29 protein-coding genes are annotated in these 26,585 nt (G+C 34.7%); 20 read left to right on the top strand and 9 right to left on the bottom strand.

Annotated elements, in window-relative coordinates; all coding sequences use genetic code 11:
• The first annotated feature begins 54 nt into the window (after positions 1 to 54).
• Entirely contained in the window at positions 55 to 831 is a 777-nt protein-coding gene (locus tag H602_RS0109820; protein WP_026977835.1) for a TerC family protein, read from the top strand.
• A gap of 450 nt (positions 832 to 1,281) precedes the next feature.
• Here the strand turns inward: H602_RS0109820 and H602_RS0109815 are convergent, their stop codons facing one another.
• Both H602_RS0109815 and H602_RS0109810 read right to left on the bottom strand, forming a co-directional pair.
• Positions 1,282 to 2,169, bottom strand: a complete 888-nt coding sequence (locus tag H602_RS0109815; protein ID WP_026977834.1) for a hypothetical protein — start codon at positions 2,167 to 2,169, stop codon at positions 1,282 to 1,284.
• Between the two features lie 155 nt (positions 2,170 to 2,324).
• A complete protein-coding gene (locus H602_RS0109810) occupies positions 2,325 to 3,548 on the bottom strand; it encodes a porin (protein ID WP_026977833.1) in 1,224 nt (407 codons plus the stop codon).
• An 89-nt stretch (positions 3,549 to 3,637) separates the two neighbouring features.
• On the opposite strand from H602_RS0109810, the gene prmA reads away from it, so the two are divergent.
• Positions 3,638 to 4,471: a 50S ribosomal protein L11 methyltransferase gene (prmA, locus tag H602_RS0109805; RefSeq protein ID WP_026977832.1), complete on the top strand. Its 834-nt coding sequence runs from the start codon at positions 3,638 to 3,640 to the stop codon at positions 4,469 to 4,471.
• Between the two features lie 86 nt (positions 4,472 to 4,557).
• A complete protein-coding gene (locus H602_RS0109800; protein ID WP_026977831.1) occupies positions 4,558 to 4,833 on the top strand; it encodes an ATP-dependent Clp protease adaptor ClpS in 276 nt (91 codons plus the stop codon).
• Positions 4,834 to 4,895: 62 nt separating this feature from the next.
• Here H602_RS0109800 and H602_RS0109795 read toward each other — a convergent pair whose 3' ends face one another.
• From H602_RS0109795 to H602_RS0109785, 3 genes are all read right to left on the bottom strand, one after another.
• Positions 4,896 to 5,348: a lipocalin family protein gene (locus H602_RS0109795; RefSeq protein WP_026977830.1), complete on the bottom strand. Its 453-nt coding sequence runs from the start codon at positions 5,346 to 5,348 to the stop codon at positions 4,896 to 4,898.
• 188 nt (positions 5,349 to 5,536) lie between these two features.
• The gene (locus H602_RS0109790) at positions 5,537 to 5,950 is read right to left on the bottom strand and encodes a DUF6691 family protein (RefSeq protein ID WP_026977829.1); all 414 of its coding nucleotides are present in this window, start codon (positions 5,948 to 5,950) and stop codon (positions 5,537 to 5,539) included.
• Between the two features lie 65 nt (positions 5,951 to 6,015).
• The gene (locus H602_RS0109785; protein WP_026977828.1) at positions 6,016 to 6,573 is read right to left on the bottom strand and encodes a YeeE/YedE family protein; all 558 of its coding nucleotides are present in this window, start codon (positions 6,571 to 6,573) and stop codon (positions 6,016 to 6,018) included.
• 105 nt (positions 6,574 to 6,678) lie between these two features.
• Here H602_RS0109785 and H602_RS0109780 point away from each other — a divergent pair, with 105 nt between their 5' ends.
• From H602_RS0109780 to H602_RS0109735, 9 genes are all read left to right on the top strand, one after another.
• A complete protein-coding gene (locus tag H602_RS0109780) occupies positions 6,679 to 7,161 on the top strand; it encodes a DUF4199 domain-containing protein (protein WP_026977827.1) in 483 nt (160 codons plus the stop codon).
• Positions 7,162 to 7,166: 5 nt separating this feature from the next.
• Complete coding sequence (locus H602_RS0109775) at positions 7,167 to 7,622, top strand: hypothetical protein (RefSeq protein ID WP_026977826.1); 456 nt, start codon at positions 7,167 to 7,169, stop codon at positions 7,620 to 7,622.
• Positions 7,623 to 7,989: 367 nt separating this feature from the next.
• Complete coding sequence (gene kdsA, locus H602_RS0109770; protein ID WP_026977825.1) at positions 7,990 to 8,808, top strand: 3-deoxy-8-phosphooctulonate synthase; 819 nt, start codon at positions 7,990 to 7,992, stop codon at positions 8,806 to 8,808.
• A gap of 18 nt (positions 8,809 to 8,826) precedes the next feature.
• Positions 8,827 to 9,672 (top strand): hypothetical protein, encoded by an 846-nt coding sequence (locus H602_RS0109765; protein ID WP_051224358.1) that lies wholly within the window; start codon positions 8,827 to 8,829, stop codon positions 9,670 to 9,672.
• Positions 9,673 to 9,992: 320 nt separating this feature from the next.
• Positions 9,993 to 10,616, top strand: coding sequence for a hypothetical protein (locus tag H602_RS0109760; protein WP_026977823.1), 624 nt, complete (start codon positions 9,993 to 9,995; stop codon positions 10,614 to 10,616).
• Entirely contained in the window at positions 10,616 to 10,912 is a 297-nt protein-coding gene (locus tag H602_RS0109755; RefSeq protein WP_026977822.1) for a winged helix-turn-helix domain-containing protein, read from the top strand. The genes H602_RS0109760 and H602_RS0109755 overlap by 1 nt, the downstream gene beginning before the upstream one ends.
• Before the next feature lie 65 nt (positions 10,913 to 10,977).
• Complete coding sequence (locus tag H602_RS0109750) at positions 10,978 to 11,262, top strand: hypothetical protein (RefSeq protein WP_026977821.1); 285 nt, start codon at positions 10,978 to 10,980, stop codon at positions 11,260 to 11,262.
• Positions 11,263 to 11,289: 27 nt separating this feature from the next.
• Positions 11,290 to 12,624, top strand: coding sequence for a cell envelope integrity protein CreD (gene creD / locus H602_RS0109745; protein ID WP_026977820.1), 1,335 nt, complete (start codon positions 11,290 to 11,292; stop codon positions 12,622 to 12,624).
• A gap of 338 nt (positions 12,625 to 12,962) precedes the next feature.
• The gene (locus H602_RS0109735) at positions 12,963 to 15,179 is read left to right on the top strand and encodes a RelA/SpoT family protein (protein ID WP_026977819.1); all 2,217 of its coding nucleotides are present in this window, start codon (positions 12,963 to 12,965) and stop codon (positions 15,177 to 15,179) included.
• Positions 15,180 to 15,215: 36 nt separating this feature from the next.
• On the opposite strand, the gene H602_RS0109730 is transcribed toward H602_RS0109735, so the two are convergent.
• Positions 15,216 to 16,553, bottom strand: a complete 1,338-nt coding sequence (locus tag H602_RS0109730) for a TIGR00341 family protein (protein WP_026977818.1) — start codon at positions 16,551 to 16,553, stop codon at positions 15,216 to 15,218.
• Between the two features lie 168 nt (positions 16,554 to 16,721).
• On the opposite strand from H602_RS0109730, the gene H602_RS0109725 reads away from it, so the two are divergent.
• On the top strand, positions 16,722 to 17,537 hold the full coding sequence (locus tag H602_RS0109725) for a 2,3,4,5-tetrahydropyridine-2,6-dicarboxylate N-succinyltransferase (protein WP_026977817.1): 816 nt from the start codon (positions 16,722 to 16,724) through the stop codon (positions 17,535 to 17,537).
• Between the two features lie 421 nt (positions 17,538 to 17,958).
• On the opposite strand, the gene H602_RS0109720 is transcribed toward H602_RS0109725, so the two are convergent.
• On the bottom strand, positions 17,959 to 18,228 hold the full coding sequence (locus tag H602_RS0109720; protein WP_035759406.1) for a winged helix-turn-helix transcriptional regulator: 270 nt from the start codon (positions 18,226 to 18,228) through the stop codon (positions 17,959 to 17,961).
• 157 nt (positions 18,229 to 18,385) lie between these two features.
• Here H602_RS0109720 and H602_RS0109715 point away from each other — a divergent pair, with 157 nt between their 5' ends.
• Positions 18,386 to 18,898: a VOC family protein gene (locus tag H602_RS0109715; RefSeq protein ID WP_026977815.1), complete on the top strand. Its 513-nt coding sequence runs from the start codon at positions 18,386 to 18,388 to the stop codon at positions 18,896 to 18,898.
• A gap of 194 nt (positions 18,899 to 19,092) precedes the next feature.
• Positions 19,093 to 20,148, top strand: a complete 1,056-nt coding sequence (locus H602_RS0109710) for a glycosyltransferase family 9 protein (RefSeq protein ID WP_026977814.1) — start codon at positions 19,093 to 19,095, stop codon at positions 20,146 to 20,148.
• Here the strand turns inward: H602_RS0109710 and H602_RS0109705 are convergent.
• Positions 20,145 to 20,969 carry a glycosyltransferase family 2 protein gene (locus tag H602_RS0109705; RefSeq protein ID WP_026977813.1) on the bottom strand — a complete coding sequence of 275 codons (825 nt, stop codon included), beginning with the start codon at positions 20,967 to 20,969 and terminating at the stop codon, positions 20,145 to 20,147. The two genes, H602_RS0109710 and H602_RS0109705, sit on opposite strands and share 4 nt — an antisense overlap.
• Positions 20,970 to 21,016: 47 nt before the next feature.
• On the opposite strand from H602_RS0109705, the gene H602_RS0109700 reads away from it, so the two are divergent.
• Positions 21,017 to 21,811 carry a glycosyltransferase family 2 protein gene (locus tag H602_RS0109700; RefSeq protein WP_342663494.1) on the top strand — a complete coding sequence of 265 codons (795 nt, stop codon included), beginning with the start codon at positions 21,017 to 21,019 and terminating at the stop codon, positions 21,809 to 21,811.
• Between the two features lie 21 nt (positions 21,812 to 21,832).
• Positions 21,833 to 22,681 carry a glycosyltransferase gene (locus tag H602_RS0109695; protein ID WP_026977811.1) on the top strand — a complete coding sequence of 283 codons (849 nt, stop codon included), beginning with the start codon at positions 21,833 to 21,835 and terminating at the stop codon, positions 22,679 to 22,681.
• A gap of 3 nt (positions 22,682 to 22,684) precedes the next feature.
• On the opposite strand, the gene H602_RS0109690 is transcribed toward H602_RS0109695, so the two are convergent.
• Positions 22,685 to 23,782 carry a glycosyltransferase family 4 protein gene (locus H602_RS0109690; RefSeq protein ID WP_026977810.1) on the bottom strand — a complete coding sequence of 366 codons (1,098 nt, stop codon included), beginning with the start codon at positions 23,780 to 23,782 and terminating at the stop codon, positions 22,685 to 22,687.
• Positions 23,783 to 23,909: 127 nt separating this feature from the next.
• On the opposite strand from H602_RS0109690, the gene H602_RS0109685 reads away from it, so the two are divergent.
• The 3 genes from H602_RS0109685 (at position 23,910) to H602_RS0109675 (ending at position 26,510) form a co-directional block, all read left to right on the top strand.
• On the top strand, positions 23,910 to 24,479 hold the full coding sequence (locus H602_RS0109685; RefSeq protein WP_026977809.1) for an L-threonylcarbamoyladenylate synthase: 570 nt from the start codon (positions 23,910 to 23,912) through the stop codon (positions 24,477 to 24,479).
• Between the two features lie 119 nt (positions 24,480 to 24,598).
• Positions 24,599 to 25,087 carry a hypothetical protein gene (locus tag H602_RS0109680; protein ID WP_026977808.1) on the top strand — a complete coding sequence of 163 codons (489 nt, stop codon included), beginning with the start codon at positions 24,599 to 24,601 and terminating at the stop codon, positions 25,085 to 25,087.
• Between the two features lie 7 nt (positions 25,088 to 25,094).
• The gene (locus H602_RS0109675) at positions 25,095 to 26,510 is read left to right on the top strand and encodes a CCA tRNA nucleotidyltransferase (RefSeq protein WP_026977807.1); all 1,416 of its coding nucleotides are present in this window, start codon (positions 25,095 to 25,097) and stop codon (positions 26,508 to 26,510) included.
• The last annotated feature ends 75 nt before the right edge of the window (positions 26,511 to 26,585 follow it).

Below are 26,585 nucleotides of genomic sequence, written 5' to 3'. Positions count from 1 at the left end.
GTACTTTTACACAGGAATTTGACCTTTTAAACTCTTAATTATCTTTTAATTTCTATGGAAGTATTTTTACAGCCGGATGCATGGATTGCCTTATTGACATTGACTTTTCTAGAGATCATTTTAGGAATTGACAATATCATCTTCATTTCAATTGTTACTGGAAAATTGCCCGTTGAACAACGAAAACGTGCTACTCGTATTGGATTGTTCTTAGCAATGTTCTTGCGTATTGGATTATTATTTGGAATCACCGTATTGATCGCCATGAAAGAACCCTTATTTTCTTTTGATTTTGGCTGGTTTAGCGGAAATATTACAGGACAAGCGCTCATATTATTGTTGGGTGGATTATTCTTAATTTATAAAAGCACTAAGGAAATTCACGAAAAAGTGGATCATAAAGGCCATGAAGAAGTTACTCTAAAAGCTAGCGCGACAAAATCTTTTGGAAATGTCATTTTTCAGATTTTATTGATTGACCTCATTTTCTCTGTAGACTCCATTTTAACTGCTGTAGGTATGACCAATGGTGTAGAAGGTGCTCTTTATATTATGGTTACCGCTGTTGTCATTTCGGTTGCTGTTATGATGTTGTTTGCCGTACCTGTTGGAAACTTTGTCAACGCAAATCCATCCATTCAGATTTTAGGTTTGGCTTTCTTGATCTTAATTGGATTTATGTTGATTACTGAAAGTATGCATTTATCTGAAGCGACTTTAGTTGGAGAAACAGTTGGCGTGGTTCCAAAAGGCTATTTGTACTTTGCCATTGCTTTTTCTCTAGTTGTTGAAATGCTAAACATGAAGATGAACAAGAAGAAAACTACTTAAAAAAAATCTACTATTTATCTTAAACCACTTTCGAGTGGTTTTTTTTGTGTCAAAGTGAAGCAAAAACACTATATATACTCTTTAGCTATTACTTAAACTGAAATAATGTAGGTGTCAAATTCTATCTTTTACTGATAATTTGATTGAGATCATTTTCCTAAACTCGACTGATTTCGCTTAGAAATAGCTAAGCTGTAGTCTATACATTTTTCCAATACTGCAGAGAACCTGATATCAAAAAAAAAAAAAAACTATTGAACCTAGAATTTTCCCCTTACAAAACTGAAGAAGAATTAAAGAAGCGTAAATTAAATGTGTTGTTTTTCAATACTATTTGACATCACAAAACCAATTCTAGACATTGAGTAATCTATACTTTTTGTAATTTGTTTTGGACATAAAAAAACCCGACTGCTTTCACAATCGGGTTTGAATTTTAATTGCTTAAAATTATTTTTTCAAAGACATAACTCTTTTCAAGTTTTGTTTGATTTGTGCATTAGAAACTTTGTTGATCATTTTAGATTTAGCTGCTGGAGTTGATTGATTAACAAAACCAAAGTCTCCGTGGAACTCACCTTTTACAGTAGTATTATCAGCCATAAGTACTGAATAAGTATATGTCCAAGTTTGAGCAGCATCAGATGCTACAAGTGCTGATAAATTCATTGAAGCGTTAGTAGTAACTTCTGTAGCCAAGATTACATCGTCATTAACAATAAGATTAGCGTCAATAGCTTTCATACTTTGTGCATCAGTTCCAAAAGCATAAGCTCCAACTGTAGGTAAAGTTAATGTTGTAGTTCCAACTTGAGCAGATGTGAAGTAGATGTAAGTATCATTAGGATAAGTTTCATCCTCTCCATCAACTACAACATTGTATGCATTAGCAACAAATACATTATTGTTTTCTGCTGTTGTACCCAAGTAGTACAAAATTGAATTATCAGTTACGTAAGATGTAGTACCAACGATTACTGAATTACTTGCTACTGGAACTGCAGTAACTGTAATAGTAACTGTATTACTTTCCAAAGCAACATCATTAGAATTTGTGTGTACTGCTTTAACCGCGTAAGATCCAGCAGCTGTTGGTGTAAAAGTTGCACCATTAATTTCAACATTGTTTGCTAAAATTGTAGAAGAACCAGTAACTACTAAGGCATTGTTATCTGTTACAGTAAAAGTTACCGACTGACCTACTTCAATAGAAGCTACATTTGCAGCCAATACGATTGAAGTTGCAGCATTTTTGTCTGTTGAGTTCTCATCATCATCTGAACAAGAAACGAACATTGTTGTACTTGCTACGGCAAGAAATAAAAAGATTTTTTTCATAATAAAAATATAAGGTTTAATTAACTGCCGTAAAAATATCTTTTAAAACCAATACCGCAAAGGAATCCATCACAATTTTGCCTAGTTTAACAAAATCACTGTTAGTTGTTTTAAAATTGTAATAGTTGATTTATGAAGTTGCAATGGTACTGTACTTAGATTCCAATTTCAACTTGAAACCTCAAATACCAATCATTAGTGGAAGGTCCACCGCTGTAACGCAATGTGTCAAAAGTAAGTTCTGTTTGCAATTTAAACGTATGTTCCCAAATGTACTTGGTTACACCCAAACTGTACTGCTTTGCATGTGGTGCAAATGCTTGAATTGCCTCATTTACGTGTTGTATGGAATATCTACCTATAAGTTCATAATCGTTTTGAAATAAATAACTCAGCTGGTAATCAAATCCATTTCCAACATATACATAGTTAAAATCGGATACATCTGCTGGATTGAAAGTCAATGGATTATCAGTTGCCGAACGAGACATGTAACTTGACATAGCAGACCAACCGTTGTATTTGACCATGGCATCCAGCATAACCGATTTCGTAGTTCGTTTATCAAATAAAGCAGTACCCAACTGACCTTGTGTGCGTTGCGAATTATTGTTTTGCTGAAAAGCACCGGATAACATCAATTTGGGTTTTGGTTCGCGGACCAAATCACCTTCAAAATTAGTCCCATCTTTGCCAAAAGCTCCTAATGGAAAAAGTTCAACTTTACCTGTTAAAGCAACTCCATCATCCGATTTTCCTGTAATATTTCTTCCTTCACCCGTAGAAACAGCTCCTTTAAAATTGTACGAGAAGTGCTCTTTAAATTCATTTAAATTATGCACTTGGAAACCAAAATCTCTGTCAATTGTAAATTTTGCATTATTTATAGAACGGTCTGTGAGTTGCAATGCTCCAGAAGAATTAAGACGTTGCCTATTTCCCGGAAGTTTGGTCTGACCAAAACTAAAATTCCAATGTTTATTTGGTCGATAAAAAACTACGGCATCTCGAATGATATTTATGTTTTCACCCTCTTGCAATTCACCAACATCGCCGGGAGCAAAAGAAAGCTGAATGGCATATAGAAATTTAGGATTACCTACATAACCGTCAAATCGCAAACGCAACCTTCTGATTTGCCCGTCGTATTCTGCATCTTCACCTTCATTTTTAAAATAGCTTACTCTATTTTGCATTCGAAATCTAATATTGAGCTGAAACAAACTATCGGGCGAAGTCAACCCCAACCCTTTTCCATAACTGTAATAAGGTAAAGTGGACAGCTTTAAATCATTGTCATCCTTTGACTGTGTGATACTTACTTGCGCTTGATTTTTCCAACCAAATAAAAGAGCTAAAAGGAGTATTAATTTTTTCATTTAATTAAATTGTAATTTTGATGCAAACTTAGCATTAATTTCAACCGCGATATGTTACGATAATGTTACCTTTGCAAAAATTTAAGGTTATGTCAAACATCTATATTGGATATCATTTTACGGTTGAACCCAAAGAGTTAGGTTCAGAAATATTAATTGCAGAACTGGGCGAAAAAGCTTTTGAAAGTTTCATCGAAAGTGATTTTGGCGTGGTGGCTTATGTGCAAAAAGACTTGTGGACCGCTGCTATTTTAGAAGATATTCAAATTTTGAATTCTCCAGAATTTACAGTTTCATATACCATGGAAGAAATTGATCAAGTCAATTGGAATGAAGAATGGGAAAAGAATTTTGAACCCATTGATGTAGACCATATTTGCCACGTTCGTGCTCCTTTTCATCCGAAAACAAAAGCAGAATTTGACATTATTATCGAACCGAAGATGAGTTTCGGTACAGGACATCATGAAACGACGCACATGATGATTCAACATTTATTGGAAACTGATGTTCGCGGATTAAAAACTTTGGACATGGGTTGCGGAACTGCCATTTTAGCCATTTTAGCAGAAATGAAAGGTGCAGAACCTATTGACGCTATTGACATTGACAATTGGTGTTACCTGAATTCCATTGAAAATGCAGAACGAAACAACTGTTCTAAAATTTCTGTTTACGAAGGTGATGCAGCCTTATTGGAAGGTAAAAAATACGATGTGATCATTGCAAATATCAACCGCAATATCTTATTGAATGACATGCAAGCTTACGTAGATTGTCTAAATCCACAAGGAATGTTATTTTTAAGCGGATTTTACTCAGAGGATTTTGACGCCATTAATGCTTCTTGTGTAGAGAAAGGTTTACTATTTGCTAAAAAACTGGAAAGAAACAATTGGATTTCCCTAAAATACGTAAATTAGCAGTAGAATTTGAAATTACTTATTAAGCTGTTATTTCAATTTAAAACAATCTACATAGAAAACACCTTTTACCCAAAGCATCAAAAATGAGTACCATAGAAAAAATACAAGAAGAAGTTTTAGTAGCGGAATCGGTAGATCATAATAATCAAATCGTGTTATACAATGACGATGTAAACACATTTGATCATGTTATTGAAATGCTGGTTTCCATTTGTGATCATACAACAATTCAAGCAGAACAATGTGCTATTTTAGTACATTATAAAGGAAAATGTACGGTTAAAACCGGATCTTTTGAAAAACTCAAACCGCAATGCTCATTGCTTTTAGAAGCTGGATTAAGCGCTGAATTAGTATAAAAGAAAAAACCTCAAATTAAATAATTAATTTGAGGTTTTTTTTAGGTTTTAAACTTGGAACTTTAGGCTTTTCTAAAGTAGTACTTAACAACTAGATCTTGACCAGCAATATTGGATGTACTTTCAATTATCAATTCAGAATTTGACAATTTTGTAATTGTAAAATCTCCATCAAAATTTCCGCCATTTACATTTAAAATTTTGTCTGACTTACTCCATGTTGCAGCTGTACCTTCATCCTCTGTACAAGAATTTTGTGCATTTTTAAAAAAGACAACATCTCTTAAATTTCCGCTAGAAGTTCCTACAAATTCGATATAATCCTTATCACAACCTGGCTCATTTCCAGCGTAATTTTGCGATTGGCTTCCTGCAGTTCCAACTTTAGTTACCGTCTTAATTGGATTCCACTTTCCTTCAATCATTGGAGCAGGTCCAGAATCGTCACTACTACATGATACTACAGTCATTCCAGCCAAAACAAAGGCGAACATTATTGCTTTAATCTTTTTCATTTTTTTTAATTTTAGGTTTTACTATTTAAAACGCAAGGTAACTTACTTTGCCTCTTACATTCTTACGTTTTATGCTTTTAAAGTTACTACTTTCTAAGCACGAATATTTAATGTATACTAACTAGTGGAACGTAATTCTACATCTTTTACAGTCATGAAGGGATAAGAACAAGGTCTAACTATTATTTTTAGTGAGGCAACTTATCTTTCAACAGTCCATAAATATAAGTTCCCACCAATGCGCCAATTAATATAAAAATGGTCGGCAAAATTCCAGCACCCAAAAGTATAAAAATAGGTCCGGGACATGCACCAACTAAAGCCCATCCCAGTCCAAAAAACACACCGCCAATCCAGTAGCGTGCCGATCCTGACTCTTTCGGAACAATTACAATTGGATTACCATCAATGTCCTTAACATTCAAACGTTTTATTAATTGGATGCCCACAATTCCTGTAATTACCGCTACACCAATAATTCCATACATGTGAAACGATTGAAATTGGAACATCTCATAAATGCGGTACCAAGAAACGGCCTCCGACTTGGTTAAAACAATGCCGAAAATAAATCCAACAAGTATATATCTTAAATATTTCATTCTAATGTGTTTTGTAATTTAAAAATAAAAGAGCGATTCGATCAGAAAACCCAATCCATTCCTTGCTAAAAAATCAAGGGCAATAAGAAATGTACCATCACTAAACCACCCACAAAAAAGCCAATTACCGCTTTTAATGAAGGCAATTGCAGGTTACTCAATCCCGAAATAGCATGTCCTGAAGTACAACCTCCTGCGTAACGTGAGCCAAATCCAATAAGAATTCCACCAATAATTAAGATCGCTATCATTTTAGGCGATTGAAATACAGCGTTGCCAAAAAGTGCATCAGGAGCTATTTTGCCTTCAGGAGCATCAATATTCAATTCAGCAAGTTGCGCAACCGTTGCAGGATTTAAACTTACGTTTGAAGCATCACTCATAAAATGAACGGCTACAAAGCCGCCTAACATTGCACCAAACACCACCAATAAATTCCAACGTTGTGCTTTCCAGTCAAATTTAAAAAAGTCAGCGTGCTTTCCCGCTCCTGCAATTGTACAAAGCGTTCGAAGATTGGATGACATTCCAAAAACTTTTCCAAAATAATTCAGGCAAAGCATGATCATTCCAATTATAAAACCAGAAATGTACCAAGGCCATGTTGTATATAAATAGTCCATTAAAAAAAATTTGTGCAAAAGTAAGAATATTAATCATTTTTAGTGGTAAAAGCAGTGAGTTTAAAATAATGGTTTAATTTTGCGTCACTAAAATCGTTTTATATAATGAAGAAATTTGCAACAGAAATTAAATGGGGAATTCGATACGCCTTTATATGGATTCTGTGGCTTTTTATCGAAAAAAGCAGCGGCTATTATGAAGCAAAAATCAGCGATCATGCGCTTTACTCCTTGCTGTTTCTTTTCATCACCGCTTTTTTATATTATGTCGCGATTAAAGAAAAGAAAAACGACTTCTTTAAAGGAGAGATGAGTTGGAAACAAGGCTGTACTACGGGTATTTTCTTGACCATCGTCATGGCTATTTTGACTCCATTTTGTCAAATCATTTTCCATAAAGCCATTGCACCAGAATTTTTCCCAAACATGATTGCATATTCGGTATCAAAGGGAAATTCTTTAGAAACGGCAACCAATTACTTTAATCTTTCAAGTTACATCTTGCAAAACGTCTTCTCCACACTTTCATTTGGCGTTGTACTTTCTGCTATTGTGGCTTTATTTTTGCAAACTAAAGTTAAAAAATAATTTTTATGAAAACTCATTTTGCAATCCTCATCAGTTTCAGTTTTTTATGTATTTCCTGCATCAGCACCAAGTCCACTTTAAAAAATGTAGACGATTCGGCACCGTATTTAATCGTGAATGAACAAAATGCATTTATAATAAAAGAACGTGCAACGGATGAAAAGTATGGCTATGATAAAGATTATCCTATTAATCTCTTTCACCTCAACACTGCAAATGATTCCATCAACCAAAAACGTTTTTTTAACGCCTTGACAGGACCCAATGGCGAACAAATTTTTTATGAAAAAGTAGGTATATGTTGCCCCTTTCCTTCTAAAAAATCAGCATCAGGAGCAGCCTTGTTGGATATTTACGAAGTCAAATGGCAGGGACAAAAAACGCCTGTAACATTGTACTTAAACATCTACGAAAAAGGTTTTATTCAAGCACCTAAAGGTTTCGGATTAAAAATATTTTAATTGGGATCACGGCTTTTGGCATTCTTTATACCATAAACCTGCCCTCCTTCCGCCTCTTTTTTAATACCGCTGGCTAAGCGCCATCAGTTTTAAAAAAGGATGCTCCTTCCGGTCAGGGATAATAAAACAATCTTTTGGTTTCTTTTAAACTTTTGGCTTTTTAAAAAGCAACCATTTTTGTTTCAAAATAATTTTTTTATTAAAAAATCATTTATCCGTTTGCACTTCCAGAACGTAAATGTCGTTCACAAAAATATGCCATTTTAAAAGCGCTAAATATCCACCAATCCAGTTTTAAACATTAGCACAATCTTCCCCATATCTTTGGCAATACTTAACTATCTTTGCAAAATTAAAATTCTACTCTATGGACTTACAACATATACCAAAAATAAAACATTTAGAAAGTGATAATTTTTTCCTTTTAGCGGGTCCTTGTGCCATTGAAGGTGAAGAAATGGCGCTTCGAATTGCCGAAAAACTAATTGGTATTACTGATCATCTTCAAATTCCTTTCGTATTTAAAGGTTCGTTTAAAAAGGCAAACCGCTCCCGAATTGACAGTTTTTCAGGAATTGGAGACGAGAAAGCCTTAAAGATTTTACGTAAAGTATCCGAAACTTTTGATGTTCCTACCGTAACAGATATTCACACCAATGAAGACGCTGCAATGGCTGCTGAATATGTGGATGTGTTACAAATCCCAGCATTTCTAGTACGTCAGACTGATTTAGTTGTGGCTGCTGCAAATACGGGAAAAGTAGTCAACTTGAAAAAAGGACAATTTATGAGTCCGGAAAGTATGAAGCACGCCGTTCAAAAAGTATTGGATTGCAACAACCAAAACATAATGGTTACCGATCGTGGAACCATGTTTGGCTACCAAGATATGATTGTAGATTACCGTGGAATTCCTACAATGCAGCAATATGCAACAACCGTTTTAGATGTGACCCATTCTTTGCAACAACCCAATCAAATGGCTGGTGTAACGGGTGGTCGTCCAGATATGATAGAAACTGTTGCAAAAGCGGGAATTGCTGTTGGCGTAGACGGAATTTTCATAGAAACTCATTTTGATCCAGCAAATGCAAAAAGTGACGGCGCCAATATGTTGCACTTGGATTACTTTGAAGATTTAATGAAAAAATTAGTTGCCATTAGACAAACGGTTCGCAAATTTTAATACACATAAATTTAAGTTTTGAAAACAAAATTAGCATTGATTGCATTGACTTTTTGTAGTTTTTCATCATTGGTTTCTGCCCAAGATTTAGGCACAAATCCTGAAAAATATACGGCTCATAACAAAGGTAAATTCTTTGTTTCGTGGGGAGGAAATCGAGAAAGTTATTCCAAATCTGATATTCGTTTTAAAGGTGCGGATTATGATTTTACACTTTACGATGTAAAAGCGCAAGACAAGCCCAAAGGATGGCATATTGATTATGTAAATCCGGCAAGAATGACCATTCCGCAAACCAATTTCCGATTGGGCTATTTTATTTCTGACAAGTACAGCATCACTTTAGGAGTGGATCACATGAAATACGTGATGTACCAAAACCAAGCGGTGGATTATTCTGGAACGTATACAAATGCAGGCACTTATGGAGAAACATTGCCTAATGGTCAAGTTTTTCTTACCGAAGAGTTTTTACAATACGAGCATACAGATGGATTGAATTATGTGCATACCGAAGTGTCGCGTTTTGACGATATTTCTAAACTGTTTCAAATTACCGATACGGATAAAATCCAAATCAACATTACCGAAGGTTTAGGAGCTGGTGTTTTATATCCTAAAACCAATACCACTTTGTTAGGTAAAGAACGCCACGATGATTTTCATATTTCAGGTTGGGGTGTTTCGGCAAAAGCAGGCTTAAATATCACCTTTTTCAAGCATTTTTACATCCAAGGCGAATTAAAAGGTGGATACATCAACATGCCCGATATTCGAACAACTCAAAGTGCAGACGACAGCGCTTCGCAACACTTTACATTTTTTCAACGCATTATTGCTGTAGGAGGAATTTTCAGAATTTAATTATTATACTTCATAATAGAAATCGCTTTTCAACTTGAAAAGCGATTTTTTTTTGTGCTAATTTTTCTTGTAGTTCTTATATCAAATGGCACGTTATTGACTTGTGAAATAATATTGCTTGAATTTAAAAAGTCATAAACACATTTATATAATCGTGTAATTCTAAATAAAGTAAGTACAATACTCTTCCTTTCTCATATCGTTTTATCTTAAAATCATTGATTTTACGCAACTTTGAAATTAAGTAATAAAAAATAGTTTCCTAAAAATTAGTTCAAATCATTTTATTGCATTTACTTTGCGATTCAAAGTACTTTAAAATGGAAGCAAATAAATATTTAAATGACATCTCCGAAATCAGAAACATGATGAATCGTTCCTCGCGGTTTATATCGTTAAGTGGTTTGTCTGGAATCTTAGCTGGTGTTTATGCCTTGATTGGCGCTTACTTCGCTTACAGGACTATTTATTTTGACGGAGCTGAAATGGGTTCGTATAAGTCATTGGTAATTTCAGAATATGCCGTTTATAAACTTTTAATAATAGCTTCAAGCGTTGTGGCACTCTCCATTATCACTGGTATTTTTCTGACCGTTAAAAAAGCAAAGGTGGAAGGTGAGAAAATTTGGGACCAATCCTCTCAACGTTTGATTATCAATTTCCTAATTCCGCTAGTTACAGGTGGCGTTTTAATCTTGTATTTGATTGAGAAAAGTCAATTTTCTTTGATCGCAACGCTGACACTTGTATTTTACGGTTTAGCTTGTATCAACGCCAGTAAATATACTGTTGGAGATGTTCGGTATTTAGGACTAACATTACTTCTACTCGCATTTCTTTCGCTTTGGTTTATTGGATATGGTTTATTATTTTGGACGTTGGGATTTGGCGTGTGCCACATTTTTTACGGCGCCATGATGTATTTTAAATACGAAAGAAAATAATGAAAAATATCATCCAAAATATAAACAAAGCGTTCGATCATCGCATTCGACTCGGCATTATGTCGGTGTTGATGGTGAATGAGTTTGCCGACTTCAACATGCTCAAAGAATTGCTTGGCGTGACCGATGGAAATCTTGCTAGCCATACTAAAGCCTTAGAAGCTGAGAATTATATTGCCATTGAAAAACAATTTATTGGCAAAAAACCCAATACACGATACATGACCACAAAGCTAGGAAAAAAAGCCTTTCAGGAACACATTGAAGCACTTGAAAAATTGATCCAAAAGTCTTAACTAAAAAAAATTTGTCTACTTACTTTGAAATTCAAAGTACTTTTAATTTATAAAATGCAATTACAATGCTAAAAACACTTTCCCTTCCTATCAAAATTGCGCTGTTTTCCTTTGTTATTGGAACACTGTTATTTATTAGTCAATTCATATATCATAATCAATTTGACTTACTCGTTTTTGGGCTTTTCTTCGTCTTGTTGGCCGTTCTAGTAAATTTCATCACACTGTTGTACTTGATCCGAAAAGCATTTAAAGCACCTTCAACCAATCCAAAAACAACTGAAGAAATCCTTACTGTTCTTGCAAATATTCCAATTGCCGCACTTTATATTTTTATCATTTTTAATTAAAAAAACCTTTAACTTAAATTACTTATTATGGAAACTGAAAAACAAATTCCTTTTTATCAAACCACCACAGCTAAAATTATTATGGTAGGTTTGTTAGCACTTTTCTTATTGATTCCGCTTTCTTACGTGCAAAGTTTAATTACCGAGCGTGCTAACCGAAAACAAAATGTAGTAACCGAAGTAACCGAATCTTGGGGAACCGATGTACATATTTACGGCCCCATTCTTAAAGTACCGTACAAAATTTACATCACCACAACCCTTTTAAATCCCACCAACAACAAGCAAGAAATCAGTACGACGCAATCCATTGATCACGCTTATTTTTTTCCAGAAAAAGCTGATTTCAAAACAACTATTCAAAAAGACAGTTCTTTAAAAAGAGGTTTATATAATGTAGTGGTATTTTCCACAGACATTAATGTTCAAGGTGCGTTTTCAAAACCCAATTTTAAAAAATTGCAAATTGACGAAGCCAATGTCATGTGGGATCAAGCAAGCATTTTGGTTAAAACCACAAATTTAAAAAGCAGTAAAGGTGATTTAAATTTAAAAGTCGGCGACACTACTTTAACTTTTGAGTCCAGAGCCAATTCCGATAAATACTTCGATAATTTGGAATCTGAAGTATTTGCAGTAAAAGACCTTGAAAACCTTCCGTTTAAATTCCAGATGAAATACAACGGAAGCAACTCGGTAAAATTTACGCCTGTTGGAAAATCCACAACGGTTTCCATTGATTCAGATTGGCAAAACCCAAGTTTTGAAGGTATCTTTTCTGCCAATACTAAATCAAAATCAATTACGGAAAACGGCTTTCATGCCGATTGGACGGTTTCACAAGTCAACCGACCGTTTTCACAAGAATATACGGAAACATTACCTCAACTCGACGAGTATTTATTTGGCGTCAAATTAATTGAAACCGTGGACCAATACCAACAAAATGAGCGGGCTTCCAAATACGGATTTCTAATGATTGGGTTGACTTTCTTAATTTTCTTCTTGATTCAAACCATTAGTAAAATCAGTATTCACATATTTCAATACGGAATGATTGGATTGGCTTTAGTACTTTTTTATACTCTATTAATTTCCATTACGGAACACTCCACGTTTTCTATTGCCTACGCAACTGCTACTTTCGCTGTAATAGCCATGCTATTTTTGTATACACTTTCAATTTTAAAAAGTATGAAATTTTCACTTTTTATAGGTTTGGCATTGGCCTCTTTGTATACTTTTATTTACGTCATTATTCAGTTGGAAAATTACGCCTTGTTAGTAGGAAGCATCGGATTGTTCTTGATTTTAGGAATTGTGATGTATTTTTCCAGAAAGATCGATTGGGAAATGAAATAATAAGATGTTATGAAAAAAATGAATTGCATCAATTAACAACGGGTTTGCGTTAGCGGTTGCAGCGGCATCCTTTTGAAGAGTTGCGTCATTTTTATGGACGCGACTCAACAAAAGATACAGCGGAAGACGCGACCTTTTCTGGTCTTGAAAACAGTTGATTTTAATACGTCTTTTTTGACCAGAAAAGGGAACGCCCAAAAAATAATTATTTTAAAAAAATTTCAGATTGGTACTTTATTTTGCATTCAATAGACCTTTTTTGCATTCTGTATAAAAGGTGTATTTGTTTGCACAATCCAATATTTAATTCTAATTTTAACTAAACTAGAAAACGGTTTATGACAGAAGTTGAGATTGAATTAGAGAACAAAGCAATTGCAAAAGAGTACAAGGAATTATTGCGTATTAGTTACCAAACACTGACGGATGTTGACAAGAAATTAATCCGAGATGCTTTTGATTTAGCGGTGGAAGCTCACAAGGACGTGCGGAGAAAATCGGGTGAAGCTTATATTTTTCATCCCATTGCCGTGGCCAAAATTGTTGCGTCTGAAATTGGCTTGGGTCCGAGTTCCATTGCAGCAGCTCTGATGCATGATGTAGTGGAAGATACGGACATCACTGTGGAAGATATCGAGAAAAAATTCAACAGTAAAATTGCGCAACTTGTAGAAGGTTTGACCAAAATCTCTCAAGTGCAAAAAGACATGAATATTTCGCTTCAAGCGGAAAATTTTAGGAAAATGCTGTTGACGCTAAATGACGATGTTCGGGTAATTTTGATAAAACTGGCAGACCGATTGCATAATATGCAAACGATGGAATCTATGGCGGATTATAAGCAAATGAAAATTGCTTCTGAAACCTTATATATTTATGCACCACTTGCCCACCGTTTGGGACTTTACAACATTAAAACGAAATTAGAGGATTTAGGTTTAAAATATACGGAACCGGAAGTTTACAATGATATAGTAAGCAAAATCAAGGAAACAAAAGAGGAACAAGATGAGTACATCAAGACCATTTCTGAGGTTATTCGGGAATCATTAGAATCCGAAGAAATTGATTGCGTCATTAAAGGCCGCCCAAAATCGATTTACTCGATTCGGCGAAAAATGAAAGCGCAAAACGTAAGCTACGATGAAGTGTACGACAAATTTGCGCTTCGAATTGTATACAAATGCGACCCGAGTCAAGAGAAATTTGTGGCATGGAAAATTTATTCAATTGTTACGGATCACTACCGTCCGAGTCCGAGTAGGTTACGGGACTGGATTTCTTCGCCAAAATCTACGGGTTATGAAGCGTTGCACATTACCGTTATGGGACCAAAAGGACGTTGGGTAGAAGTACAAGTTCGAAGTGAACGAATGGATGAAATTGCCGAAAAAGGTTATGCTGCACATTATAAGTATAAGCAAGGTGCTACCGAAGAAAGCGGATTGGACGTTTGGCTGAATCTTTTAAAAGAAGCGTTAGAAAATCAGGAATCCAACGCGGTTGATTTTGTTGAAGATTTTAAAATGAATTTGTATTCCAAAGAAATCTTTGTCTTTACACCAAAAGGTGAAATCAAATCGCTTCCCAAAGGTGCTACATCATTGGATTTTGCTTTTAGCATTCACTCAGCGATCGGAATTACCACACGTGGGACACGAGTAAACGGAAAATTGGTACCGCTGAATTACGAATTGAAAAGCGGTGATCAGGTAGAAATTATTACATCTTCCAATCAAAAACCAACTTCGCACTGGTTGGATTATGTGACTACTTCTCGTGCCAAAACCAAAATTAAAAATGTTCTTAACGAGGATACAAAGAAAGTTGCAGAAGAAGGAAAGGAATTATTGACCCGGAAATTGCGTCATTTGAAAATTGCTTTCAATGAAACGACTGTCAACGAAATGGTTAGTTTTTTTAAACTAAAAACCAGTTTAGACTTATTTTTCAGGGCGGGAATTGGCTCTATTGACAATGCACAATTGAAGGAATTTGCTTCGCTGAAAAGTAATTCCTTTATGAATTTCTTCAAGAATAAAATAAAACGTGCTCCAACCGCATCGCCTGAACACATTCATAAAGATGAAATCAGTAGTAATTACGACATGCTGGTTTTCGGGAAAGAGCAGGACAAGTTGGATTATAAACTTTCTGCTTGTTGCAATCCCATTCCGGGTGACAATGTTTTTGGCTTTATCACTATAAATGAAGGTATCAAAGTGCACAAAAAAGATTGTCCCAATGCCATTAGCATGCAATCCAATTATGCGTATCGCATTATTCAAGCCAAATGGATTGACTCGTCTCAACAAGAATTTAAGGCGATGTTGGACATCACAGGAATGGACAGTTTGGGATTGACAAATGAATTAACCAAAGTTATTTCCAGCAACATGCACGTCAATATTCAAAGCATTTCCTTAAGTTCGGAAGCGGGTATTTTTAAAGGTCAAGTTGTGGTTATTGTGCAGAACATTACCATTTTAAAGAAACTAAGCGACAATATTAAGAAGATTGACGGAATTGATAAAGTAACTCGAGTATACAAATAAGCGTTTCTAAATAAAAAAACTAAAAACTCAAGTGCATTACTTGAGTTTTTTTGTTGGTACAATTTTAGGCTGAATATCCTGCAACACTTGAATGCGTTTCAGTTTTAATTTGGTTTTCAACCACAATTCAAATTTGGTTTTCTCTTCTTCAGATAGTGGATTTTCGCTGGAAATGATGACAACCGTTTCTTTAAAGGTGCTGTCTTTTTCCATTAAAACAGTATGGTTGGCAATTGAAAATTTAGCAATTGTTGGAAACAAAATCTTAGATTCGCTATAGATATTGACATCGTCAAAACGATTAAGCGCCATTTCATTTTCCAACTTCGCAATTTTAATATCACGGTCGTCTACCTTCTGACTGCCTCTAATTTCATTTAAAATATCACCTTTCATCGTCAGTAAACGATCCGTACTGTCTTGTAAAATGACCAACTTAGTATCTGAAATATGGTACTTGTTTAGTTTCTTATTGTAAAGATCAATTTCCTTTTTATCAAAGCGTTTCGTTAAAAATCCCAATTCTATTTCCCGGTTTTGTTTGTTCAAATCGGTTCTTTTATAGACAATAGTATGGCCGTTTTCAACAAATTCATTTTGAATAAACAGTTCGATATTTTTCTTAAGTTGTTGTTCGATGTATAAATTGTAAGCCAAATAAGCACTAGGAACCAGCATTACCAGTATCAAACCCGTGATGATGTAACGCACTTGCTTTTGCTGTTTTTCATCGACCTGTTTTTTAGGAGCGTATTTTAAATATTTAATAATTAAGAACGTTGCAATTCCTATAAATACGCAGTTAATGCAATAAAGGTAGATGGCTCCTAAAAAGTAACTCCAATTGGCAGTGGCTAATCCAAAACCCGCGGTACAAAGTGGCGGCATTAAAGCTGTAGCAATGGCCACTCCGGGAATTGGATTACCTTTTTCAACACGTGTTACCGCAATAACACCTACAATTCCTCCAAAAAAGGCAATTAAAATGTCGTAAATATTAGGCGTGGTTCGTGCCAAGATTTCCGACTGCACATCTTTAAAAGGACTGATATAAAAATACAAAGTAGAAAACACCAATCCAATAATGGTGGATAAAGCCAAGTTGCGCAAGGACTTTTTTAACAAATTGAAATCGTAAACGCCTAATGCGAAACCTGCTCCAACAATAGGCCCCATTAATGGCGAAATTAACATCGCCCCAATTACTACGGCTGTAGAATTGACGTTCAGGCCCACCGAAGCTACAATAATAGCACAGGCCAGAATCCATAAGTTTGCACCTGTAAAATCAATGTTTTTCTTGATAATTTCCAGCGTCTTCTCTCTGTCGTCCTCTCCATCGTGGAGGTTAAATATCTTAGTCAATTTATTCATTTTGCGCTTTTACTATTGAATCGTTAGCGCACTAAAGATAGAATTTATCTTACGCAAAAGAAAAAAAAATTAAAAAATTTATATTAGTGTATTTGCCTTTTTCATAAACCCAATAAAATATTTTCCTGAACTCTTCAAAACCTTATATTTGTAGTAAAATTTAAAAACATGAAAATCTTACAGTCCATTATAGAACAAGCGTGGGAAAACCGCGAATTGTTGCAACAATCTGAAACTACTACGGCAATCCGTGAAGTTGTTAATTTACTAGACCAAGGAAAGTTACGTGTAGCAGAACCTACAGAAAACGGTTGGCAAGTAAATGAGTGGATTAAAAAAGCAGTTGTTTTATACTTCCCTATTCAAAAAATGGAAACTTTAGAAGCAGGAATTTTTGAATACCACGATAAAATTCCATTGAAAAGAGGATACGCTGAAAAAGGAATTCGAGTGGTACCCAATGCTGTGGCAAGACACGGAGCTTACATTTCTAAAGGTGTAATTTTAATGCCAAGTTACGTAAACATCGGTGCTTACGTAGACGAAGGAACCATGGTAGATACTTGGGCAACCGTTGGAAGTTGTGCTCAAATTGGCAAAAACGTACATTTATCAGGCGGTGTTGGAATTGGAGGCGTTTTAGAACCACTTCAAGCCGCACCCGTAATTATTGAGGACGGTGCTTTCATCGGATCCAGATGTATTGTTGTAGAAGGTGTACGTGTAGAAAAAGAAGCCGTTTTAGGTGCTAATGTTTGTCTTACCGCTTCTACAAAAATAATTGATGTAACCGGCGAAACTCCTATTGAAATGAAAGGAATTGTTCCCGCTCGTTCAGTGGTAATTCCTGGAAGCTATACCAAAACATTTGCTGCAGGTTCCTACCAAGTGCCTTGTGCATTGATCATCGGAAAACGCAAACCTTCTACCGATTTAAAAACAAGTCTAAACGACGCTTTGAGAGAATATGACGTAGCAGTTTAAGATTTTTTTGGAGCACGTCATTAGTGCTTCTATTAAACCCTATTCCCGCTATCCGTTGCAATCCTTATGTCCCGAACCCCGGGACATAAGGATTTTCTCTTCTATCGGGGCTGACTTAACGGCTTAAGGCTTCTTTTTATCTTTTGGGCTTTGAGCTTCATAAATAAGGCTACAATTTATAGCGACTAGAACTTCTTCAATAAAAAGTTAATGTAAAAAACAGTGCATGAAAAGATTGCATTTTATTCAGGTTTCAAATCGCAATTTATTTAACTTTTACTACTAACTAAATCCCAGAAATTCATTAATTAAAATCAAAAATAGTAAGAGCGCCACTCTATTTTTTGCTTTGCAATTACAATGTAAAAAGTTGTAATCATTCGTCTTTTAAAAAAAACTAGATCTTTAGTTCAATTTATTTCTACATGTTGTTTAAACCCCAATCGTCTAAACTTCTCAAAATAGGTTCTAAGGATTTACCCTTTGTACTTAATTTATATTCTACTTTGGGAGGAACCACTGGATAGACTTTTCTAAGAATAAGTCCATCTTTCTCTAATTCTCTTACCGTCTGCGTAAACATTTTATTTGAAATTGCTAAAATTTTGCTCTGTAAAACGCCAGATCGCAACTCGCCTTCCAATAAGTGAAATAGTATCAACGGTTTCCATTTTGTCCCGATCAAATTCATCGTATAATTCAATGGGCAAATGTTTTCTTTTTCCAAAATTTAAAAAATATAGTATTGATAATCATTATTTTACCCCTTTTAGTATGTATAGTACCAAATGGTAAGTTATTGCTATTAAGACAAATATAATCTAAATTTGTAATCCAAAATAAAAATTATGAAAACAAATAAAAATTATCCAAAATCCTTTTCGCACATTGGGTTAACCGTTCCAAATATAAATGAAGCGGTCAAATTTTACTCAGAAGTAATGGGATGGTATGTAATTATGGAACCTTCCACAGTCAAAAAAGAAACGGAAACTGCCATTGGACAAATGTGCATTGACGTTTTTGGAACGGACTGGACAGAATTTGAAATTGCTCATTTAGCAACGTCAGATGGTATTGGAATTGAATTGTTCAGCTTTCCTAATGGCGTTAAAGAAGCACCAGAATTTAATCCTTTTAACACCGGACTTTTTCACTTTTCCGTACAGGATCCCAATATTGAAGAACTGATAGCAACTATTGTGCACTATGGCGGAAAGCAAAGAATGCCCATCAGAGCTTATTATCCAAACGACAAACCCTTTAAAATGTGCTATGTAGAAGATCCCTTCGGAATTGTATTTGAAATTTACACCCACAGTTACGAATTAACATATTCTTCTGGCGCTTATTCAAAATAAGACGTTCACCAACAGATGCCATTTTTGTGAATTTTGACACAACGATTTATGCTGACACACGTACTGAATCTTAGCCAAGATCTGTTGAAAACTCGATACAATATTTACTATTAATTTTAAAAAATAAAATAAATTGCCTTAAATAATCAAATCCAAGTATAGTATAACTCATTTCAATTAAGTAGTTTTGACCTATGAAAATATTGGTTATTCAACAGAAAATGATAGGCGACGTTTTGGCAAGTAGCGTTATTTGCAACAACTTGAAAACGCTGTATCCCGAATCGGAAATTGATTATTTAATTTATCCTTTTACAAAGCCTGTTGTAGAAAACAATCCCAATATTGACCACCTCATCTTATTTAAAGACGAATATCGAGAAAGCAAAAAAGCATTTTTAAAATTTCTGATTTCCATACGAAAGTCACGCTACGATATGGTTTTTGACGCGTATGGTAAATTGGAAAGTAATCTAGTGGTTGCTTTTTCTGATGCAAAAACTAAGATTGGATTTCATAAGTCGTATTCTAATTTTCTGTATACCAAAACAATTAAGGAAATCCCAACACCTTTAACAAATGCAGGAACCGCTTTGGAAAACCGCATCAATTTGGTCAAAGCTGTTTCAGATCAAACTGATTTTGATTTCAGACCAAAGATTTTTTTGACGGAAAATGAAATAGAAATCGGTAGAAGTATTTTATTAAAACACCACATCGATTTTTCTAAAAAAGTTTTCATGATTGGCGTCCTTGGAAGTGGCAAATCAAAGACCTATCCGCTGGAATATATGGCAAAAGTGCTTGACAATATTGTTCAAAAAACAAATGCAACGCTTTTATTTAATTACATGCCCTCTCAAATTGAAGAGGCAAAAGCTATATTTGACTTGTGTCAAAAAGAAACACAAAACCACATTAAAATAGATGTTGTTCCGGGAAGTATTCGAGAATTTCTATCCATCACGCACCACTGCCACGCTTTAATTGGAAACGAAGGTGGCGCGGTAAATATGGCAAAAGCACTAAATATTCCTACTTTTACCATTTTTTCAACCTGGATTAAAAAAGAAGCTTGGAACTCCTTTGAGGACGGAACTAGAAATGTGTCGGTGCATTTAAAAGATTTCAAACCTGAATTATACGGTTCAAAATCACCAAAGGAAATGAAAAAAGAAGCGATGACTTTGTATCAAAGTTTCACGCCTGACTTAATCACTCCCTCGTTAGAAAACTATTTAAAAAATTAAGCTTTCTTTTCCTCTTTCACAATTCCGTACGGTGTCCAAACGCTGTTTTGCTTTTTCACATCTGAACGAATAGCCAAATTTGCAGCTAATGATTCTGGTGTTTTATAACCGCGTGCGTGATCTAAATGAAGGCAAATGGCTTTGTGTCTAATTTGCATTCCTTTAATTCCGTTGTTTTCCAAGCGTTCGCCAAATTCACGATCTGGACCACCATATTTCATTCGTTCATCATAACCGTTTATTGCAATCATATCGTCTCTAAAACCAGACGAATTACAGTTGTTAAACGAAGGATTAGTTGGCGTTACTGTGTCTAAAATAGTTCCTAAAACGCCATCACTAGAAAGTTTAAGTGTTTGCGAAAAGCCCAATTTATCTTTGCTTTTAAGCCATTTTACGTCAAAACAATTTTCGGCAAGAATATCATCCTTAGTAATTTCTTCGCTTACTTTCATGCTAAGTTTGCAATAACCTCCAGATAAAAAACGTCCTCGTTGTGCATTTTTTGCATGAACTTCTACAAAATCTTTTCGGGGAATACAATCACCATCGGTCATCAAAATGTATTCGTTTTTAGCTTCAACAATGGCGATGTTCAGTAGTTCTTGTCTACGGTATCCTTGATCTTCGTGCCACAAATGTCTTAAAGGAACGGGATAATTTGCTGCATATTTATCAATCAATTCTTTGGTAGTTTCACGAGAACCATCGTCTGCAATAATGACTTCAAAATCACTATATGTTTGACAACTGTATCCAATCAAAACCTTCTCCAACCACTTTTCGGCATTGTACGTACTTACTATTACAGAAATTTTCATGTTTTTTTTTCAATTATTCCATTGCAAAAATAGTAAATAATTTATATTTGTTGAATATATCCTACTTAATGGAATTGCAACCACACGAAAAAATATCGGTTTTAATCATCACCTTGAACGAGGAAGCGCATATGTACGAGTTACTGAGCGACTTAGAGTTTGCTGATGAGGTAATCGTTATTGATTCCATGAGTACGGATCAGACAAAATCAATTTGCGAATCGTTTTCAAATGTCCGATTTGTAGTCAATAAATTTGAGAATTATACGTCGCAGCGAAATTTTGCAATTGATCAAGCCAAAAATAATTGGATTTTATTTATTGATGCCGACGAACGTTTGACTCCTGCACTAAAAGCAGAAATAATTGAAACCGTTTCGCAAAATCAAGAAATTAGCGCTTATCTGTTTTACCGAAAATTTTACTTTAAAAAGAAAGTTTTGCGGTTCAGCGGCTGGCAGACCGACCGAATTTTTAGGTTATTCAAGAAGGACAAGTGCAGATATACTCACAAACGTCTGGTCCATGAAAAACTAGACGTGGATGGCAAAATCACTTATTTCAAACATCGCCTGATTCACTACTCCTATGCTGATTATGAATCGTACAAGAAAAAGATGATCACATACGGCAAATTGAAAGCCAGAGAAAAATACCAAAGTGGCTTTAAACCTACTGTGTTTCATTATTATGGACATTCTATTTATAATTTCCTCTACCAATATTTGATTCGACTTGGCATTTTAGACGGTAGAAAAGGAATTGTAATTTGCTACTTAAACGCTTTGAGCGTTACTGCCCGATATAAAGAACTTGAACGACTGTACAAGGAAAACCAGTAATTTATTAAATTTAACTTTCAAATGTTTGACCACTTTTTAATTACCCGTTTTAATTTGAGAAATCCACAATGGGATTTTACCAAGAATAAGGGCTCTCTTCTTACGGATGAATGGATGGAAGACCGGTTGGAATTGTTTGAAAATTTCTGCTTTCCATCTGTTATTGCACAAAAAAATAAAAATTTTTCTTGGCTTCTGTATCTAGATGAAACTACAACACCAAAATTCAAAACTCGTTTAGAAAAGCTGACTGCCAATTATCCATTTATAAAATTATTTTTCATTGATGGAATGGGTGCTTTTCAACCGTCAATAAAGGAACATGTTTCAGAACACGCCACAAAACCGTACTTAATTACTACCCGAATTGATAACGACGATTGTGTCCATGTGGACTATATTGATGCAATTCAAAAATCATTCAACAAACAAGAATATCAAGCCATTGATATCATAAAAGGATTTACGCTGCAAATTGAGCCGCAATTTATTTTGGGCAAAAAAGAGCACGTTTTCAATCCGTTTATCAGTTTAATTGAACGAAATGTGAATCCTAAAACCGTTTGGTCCAATGACCATACCGCTTGGAAAAAAGAAACGAACATCCAGCAAATTTCAGACAGAAGATTGTGGATGTCCATTATTCACGAGAAAAATAAAGTCAACGAATTTGATGGTTATGGAAAAGTGGATTGGAATGAAATAAGCAGAACGTTTATAGTTTCTGACGCTATAAACGCTGTAATTACAAATAAAATAATTCCATTTAAAGAATGGCAATTCAAAAGTTTTAGGAACTTTATGCACGTCAAACTTACCTTAATGAGTAAGGTGATCAAGAAAAGTATCGGTGTTTATAAAGTGAAATAATTCTTACAAAACAGCTTCTAATTCAATCATCATTTTTCTTGCAATAACTTCTTTAGTTCCAGTTTCAAGTAAAAATTTGTAACCATTCGCCACCATATTATCTCTTTCTTCTTGATTTTCTAAGATAAAAAGTACCTTGTCAGCAAAATCAACTGCATCTTGCTTACGTGCTAATAATCCTGTTACCTTGTCCATAATTACAGTGGGAATTCCTCCAGCATCGGTACCCACTACAGGAACATGACACGCATAACTTTCTAAGATTACTCCTCCAGTAGGTTCATTTATTGAGGTAAATAGCAGCACGTCAAATTCAGGTAAATATTCTGGAACATTTTTTACAAATCCTGCAAAAATGATGTCATTTTCTAAACCTTTTACTTTAACTAATTCTTTAATTTCTGCTTCCAAAGGACCTTCTCCAATTAAAACATATTTAGCTTTTACCTTTCTTTTTACAAGTTCTTCTACTGTATTGACCCAAGTCACCAAATCCTTCATCGGAGTAAAAGCGGCAATGTTTCCAACAATTTTATAGTCGTGAGGAATGGCGTATTTCTCATGAATATATCCTTTTTTACTGCTATTTTCAAATTTTCGGATATCAGTTACACTTCCCACAATGGACATTCTAGATGCATCTTTTACGGCGAATTTCAAAATATCAACTACTGGTTGAGACACGCAAATGATTTTTTGTATTCCCTTGTAATTGTATTTCCATTTTCTAAAAAAGTTGGTATCTACACGTTCAATCATAGTTCTGCATAAAACCATTTTAGTTTTCATTCCATAAAGAAGAGAGGAAAGAACACCTAGCGTGTGCGCTTTACTGCTGTGCATAAATAAAACATCCGCATTTAAACTGTGTGAAATATTTTTTAGTTTTTTTGCAAATGACGTATCATATTCTGATTTAAAGTCATAACCTAAAACCTGCAACTTCTTCTCTGTCGCTACTTTAAAGATTTCAGAATCATTCCTGCATATAATCCATTGGTCTTCTACAAGTCCAAATTCTTGAAAAGCCTCATATAAATAAATAATCTTCTGTTCATGACCTCTCCATCCATCTGCTGCAGTAAACTGAATCAATCTCATCTTTATTTTTTTGACAAAGATAAATTTCCTGTACTAATAAAGAAATATTTATGCATTTAACTGATTTTTATTCCACCTACTATTACTCCTTATTCTGATTTTAAATACCTTTACAAAAAAACACGGCATGGAGCAAATTAATCAAGAAGTACACAACGCATTTGAAGTTATAAGTAATGGTGGAATTATACTTTATCCTACCGATACGGTTTGGGGAATTGGTTGTGACGCGACAAATGCGGAAGCAGTAGCTAAAATATACGCCTTGAAAAAACGAGCAGAAACGCAGAGTATGATTGTACTTATGAGTGGCGATCGTATGGTTCATCACGTTTTTAAAGAAGTGCCAGAAGTGGCGTGGGACATTGTTGAATGTGCGGATAAACCCACAACTATAATTTTAGATAATCCAAAAAATGTAGCACCAAACTTGATTGCAGCTGATAATAGCTTAGGAATTAGAATGGTTAAAGAGCCTTTTTGTTTCAAATTATTAGAACGCATGAAAAAACCACTGGTTTCTACCTCAGCAAATATTTCGGGCCAACCGACGCCAAAATGTTTTAAAGAAATCAGTCCTGAAATTATAAAAGGCGTGGACTATGTTGTAAATTTGCACCACGAAAAAAGCGCTGGAAATCCATCTTCAATTATAAAATTGACAAACGATTCACAGGTGAAAATCATTCGGAAATAATTTTTCGTCGCAAATTCACAAATTATTATGTTTTTCATAGTTAACGAATAGTACTATTTAAGTGAAAACGATAATTGTTTGCATTTATACGTTTGCAACACATAGCAAAAGAAAGCGTAATGAATAAATTTACCATAGAAATAGTGATAATTTTTATACTTTGGTCAAGTGTAATTCTCTCATTATACCTTAATTATAAATTTGATTTATTTTTTATTTTTGGAATATTAAGTTTATTATTAGTTACAATTACTACTAAAAAATATCCCGAATTTAGTTTAGCAAGTTTAATCGTAATTTTACTTTGTGCTACCTTTAATTTAATTAAGTTCAGTCTTGCTTTCGGCTTGAATTTGGGCGTAATTAGTATAACAAATTTTATTTTATTAGTCGTCTTATTTTATAAAAGACGGAGTCAAATTTTAGACTTAAAAGAAAATTTTTTTGATGAAAACGAAAAGGAAATAGAAAACGTAAACACAAGAAAAGTAAACTTCTTTAGAAGACAATTTAAAAATTTATCCAAAACAGAACTCAAAAGAAAGTTATCCGAAGACAAACTGACTGAAGAAGCGAAACAAGCAATAACGGAATTGCTTAAACTTTAAACAAACAATGAACTATTCTCAAGCATTAAAAAATCCCATATTTGAAATTATTACAAAAGCCTCTGAAGAACTTGAAGTGGACAGCTATGTAATTGGTGGTTTTGTACGTGACTTACTTTTAAACCGCAGTGCTAAAAAAGACATCGATATTGTAGCTGTAGGAAGCGGCATTGAACTGGCGTTAAAAGTTTCTGAATTGTTGCCCCGAAAACCAAAAGTCCAAGTTTTTAAGAATTATGGAACAGCAATGCTTCGATTTGAAGATACTGATATTGAATTTGTTGGCGCCCGAAAAGAGTCTTATAATTTTGACAGCAGAAAACCTCTGGTAGAAAATGGCACTTTGGAAGACGATCAAAACAGAAGAGATTTTACGATAAATGCGCTGGCTTTGTCATTAAACAAAGAAAGTTTTGGAACATTAGTAGATCCTTTCAACGGCTTGAACGATTTGGAAAAGAGAATTATTAAAACGCCTCTTGACCCAGACATTACTTATTCTGATGATCCGTTACGCATGATGCGAGGTATTCGATTTGCAGCTCAATTGAACTTTGAAATTGAGTCGACATCCTTTGATTCCATTACAAAAAACAAAGATCGAATTTCGATTATTTCTGGCGAACGTATTGTAGAGGAATTGAATAAAATTTTAATGACAGACCAACCTTCCACAGGTTTTCTATTATTGTACAAATCAGGATTACTTGACGCTATTTTACCCGAATTGACTGCCTTAAATCAAGTGGAGGAAATAGAGGGACATACCCATAAAAATAATTTTTACCACACGTTGGAAGTTGTAGATAACATTTGTCCCAACACAGATGATGTCTGGCTTCGTTGGGCAGCGTTATTGCATGATATTGGAAAAGCACCTACCAAAAAATTTAATAAAAGACAAGGTTGGACATTTCACGGACACGAATTTCTGGGCGGAAAAATGGTCAAAAAAATATTTGAACGATTGCACATGCCTTTGAACCAAAAGATGAAATTTGTACAAAAAATGGTCATCATGAGTTCGCGACCTATTGTTTTGTCGCAAGACGAAGTAACTGATTCTGCCGTACGACGTTTGGTTTTTGATGCTGGTGAAGAAGTGGATGATTTGATGGTTTTATGCGAAGCAGATATAACAACCAAAAATCCTTCTAAATTTAAAAAGTACCACAACAATTTTAATATCGTTCGGAAGAAAATTGTGGAAGTGGAAGAACGCGATAAAGTTCGGAATTTTCAACCTCCTATTTCCGGTGAACAAATTATGGAACTGTTTAATTTGCAGCCCGGTCGGGAAATTGGCACTTTAAAAGAAGCGGTAAAAGAAGCGATCTTAGAAGGAACAATTGCTAACGAGTATGAAGCTGCTCTGGAATTTGTAATTAAAAAAGCTTTAAAAATGGGTTTAAAGAAAGATTAACGAATGTTTCGTTCAACCCGTTTTAGAAAAGCAGTAATTTTGCATTTAATTGAGATTTACAGAAGGTGTGGTAAG

This window comes from Flavobacterium tegetincola DSM 22377, from assembly GCF_000425485.1.
GTDB classification, from domain to species: domain Bacteria; phylum Bacteroidota; class Bacteroidia; order Flavobacteriales; family Flavobacteriaceae; genus Flavobacterium; species Flavobacterium tegetincola.
This window is presented reverse-complemented; position numbering and strand designations above follow the sequence as displayed.

Excerpts from the sequence above, each read along its gene's own strand:
- H602_RS0109755 (WP_026977822.1), top strand. The coding sequence starts at position 10,616 with ATGAAAAATATCATCCAAAATATAAACAAAGCGTTCGATCATCGCATT.
- H602_RS0109760 (WP_026977823.1), top strand. The coding sequence starts at position 9,993 with ATGGAAGCAAATAAATATTTAAATGACATCTCCGAAATCAGAAACATG.
- H602_RS0109800 (WP_026977831.1), top strand. The coding sequence starts at position 4,558 with ATGAGTACCATAGAAAAAATACAAGAAGAAGTTTTAGTAGCGGAATCG.
- H602_RS0109725 (WP_026977817.1), top strand. The coding sequence starts at position 16,722 with ATGAAAATCTTACAGTCCATTATAGAACAAGCGTGGGAAAACCGCGAA.
- H602_RS0109720 (WP_035759406.1), bottom strand. The coding sequence starts at position 18,228 with ATGAATTTGATCGGGACAAAATGGAAACCGTTGATACTATTTCACTTA.
- H602_RS0109690 (WP_026977810.1), bottom strand. The coding sequence starts at position 23,782 with ATGAGATTGATTCAGTTTACTGCAGCAGATGGATGGAGAGGTCATGAA.
- H602_RS0109815 (WP_026977834.1), bottom strand. The coding sequence starts at position 2,169 with ATGAAAAAAATCTTTTTATTTCTTGCCGTAGCAAGTACAACAATGTTC.
- H602_RS0109730 (WP_026977818.1), bottom strand. The coding sequence starts at position 16,553 with ATGAATAAATTGACTAAGATATTTAACCTCCACGATGGAGAGGACGAC.
- H602_RS0109735 (WP_026977819.1), top strand. The coding sequence starts at position 12,963 with ATGACAGAAGTTGAGATTGAATTAGAGAACAAAGCAATTGCAAAAGAG.
- H602_RS0109820 (WP_026977835.1), top strand. The coding sequence starts at position 55 with ATGGAAGTATTTTTACAGCCGGATGCATGGATTGCCTTATTGACATTG.
- H602_RS0109715 (WP_026977815.1), top strand. The coding sequence starts at position 18,386 with ATGAAAACAAATAAAAATTATCCAAAATCCTTTTCGCACATTGGGTTA.
- H602_RS0109780 (WP_026977827.1), top strand. The coding sequence starts at position 6,679 with ATGAAGAAATTTGCAACAGAAATTAAATGGGGAATTCGATACGCCTTT.
- H602_RS0109710 (WP_026977814.1), top strand. The coding sequence starts at position 19,093 with ATGAAAATATTGGTTATTCAACAGAAAATGATAGGCGACGTTTTGGCA.
- H602_RS0109775 (WP_026977826.1), top strand. The coding sequence starts at position 7,167 with ATGAAAACTCATTTTGCAATCCTCATCAGTTTCAGTTTTTTATGTATT.
- H602_RS0109810 (WP_026977833.1), bottom strand. The coding sequence starts at position 3,548 with ATGAAAAAATTAATACTCCTTTTAGCTCTTTTATTTGGTTGGAAAAAT.
- H602_RS0109675 (WP_026977807.1), top strand. The coding sequence starts at position 25,095 with ATGAACTATTCTCAAGCATTAAAAAATCCCATATTTGAAATTATTACA.
- H602_RS0109795 (WP_026977830.1), bottom strand. The coding sequence starts at position 5,348 with ATGAAAAAGATTAAAGCAATAATGTTCGCCTTTGTTTTGGCTGGAATG.
- H602_RS0109695 (WP_026977811.1), top strand. The coding sequence starts at position 21,833 with ATGTTTGACCACTTTTTAATTACCCGTTTTAATTTGAGAAATCCACAA.
- H602_RS0109685 (WP_026977809.1), top strand. The coding sequence starts at position 23,910 with ATGGAGCAAATTAATCAAGAAGTACACAACGCATTTGAAGTTATAAGT.
- H602_RS0109785 (WP_026977828.1), bottom strand. The coding sequence starts at position 6,573 with ATGGACTATTTATATACAACATGGCCTTGGTACATTTCTGGTTTTATA.
- kdsA (WP_026977825.1), top strand. The coding sequence starts at position 7,990 with ATGGACTTACAACATATACCAAAAATAAAACATTTAGAAAGTGATAAT.
- prmA (WP_026977832.1), top strand. The coding sequence starts at position 3,638 with ATGTCAAACATCTATATTGGATATCATTTTACGGTTGAACCCAAAGAG.
- H602_RS0109790 (WP_026977829.1), bottom strand. The coding sequence starts at position 5,950 with ATGAAATATTTAAGATATATACTTGTTGGATTTATTTTCGGCATTGTT.
- H602_RS0109680 (WP_026977808.1), top strand. The coding sequence starts at position 24,599 with ATGAATAAATTTACCATAGAAATAGTGATAATTTTTATACTTTGGTCA.
- H602_RS0109750 (WP_026977821.1), top strand. The coding sequence starts at position 10,978 with ATGCTAAAAACACTTTCCCTTCCTATCAAAATTGCGCTGTTTTCCTTT.
- H602_RS0109705 (WP_026977813.1), bottom strand. The coding sequence starts at position 20,969 with ATGAAAATTTCTGTAATAGTAAGTACGTACAATGCCGAAAAGTGGTTG.
- creD (WP_026977820.1), top strand. The coding sequence starts at position 11,290 with ATGGAAACTGAAAAACAAATTCCTTTTTATCAAACCACCACAGCTAAA.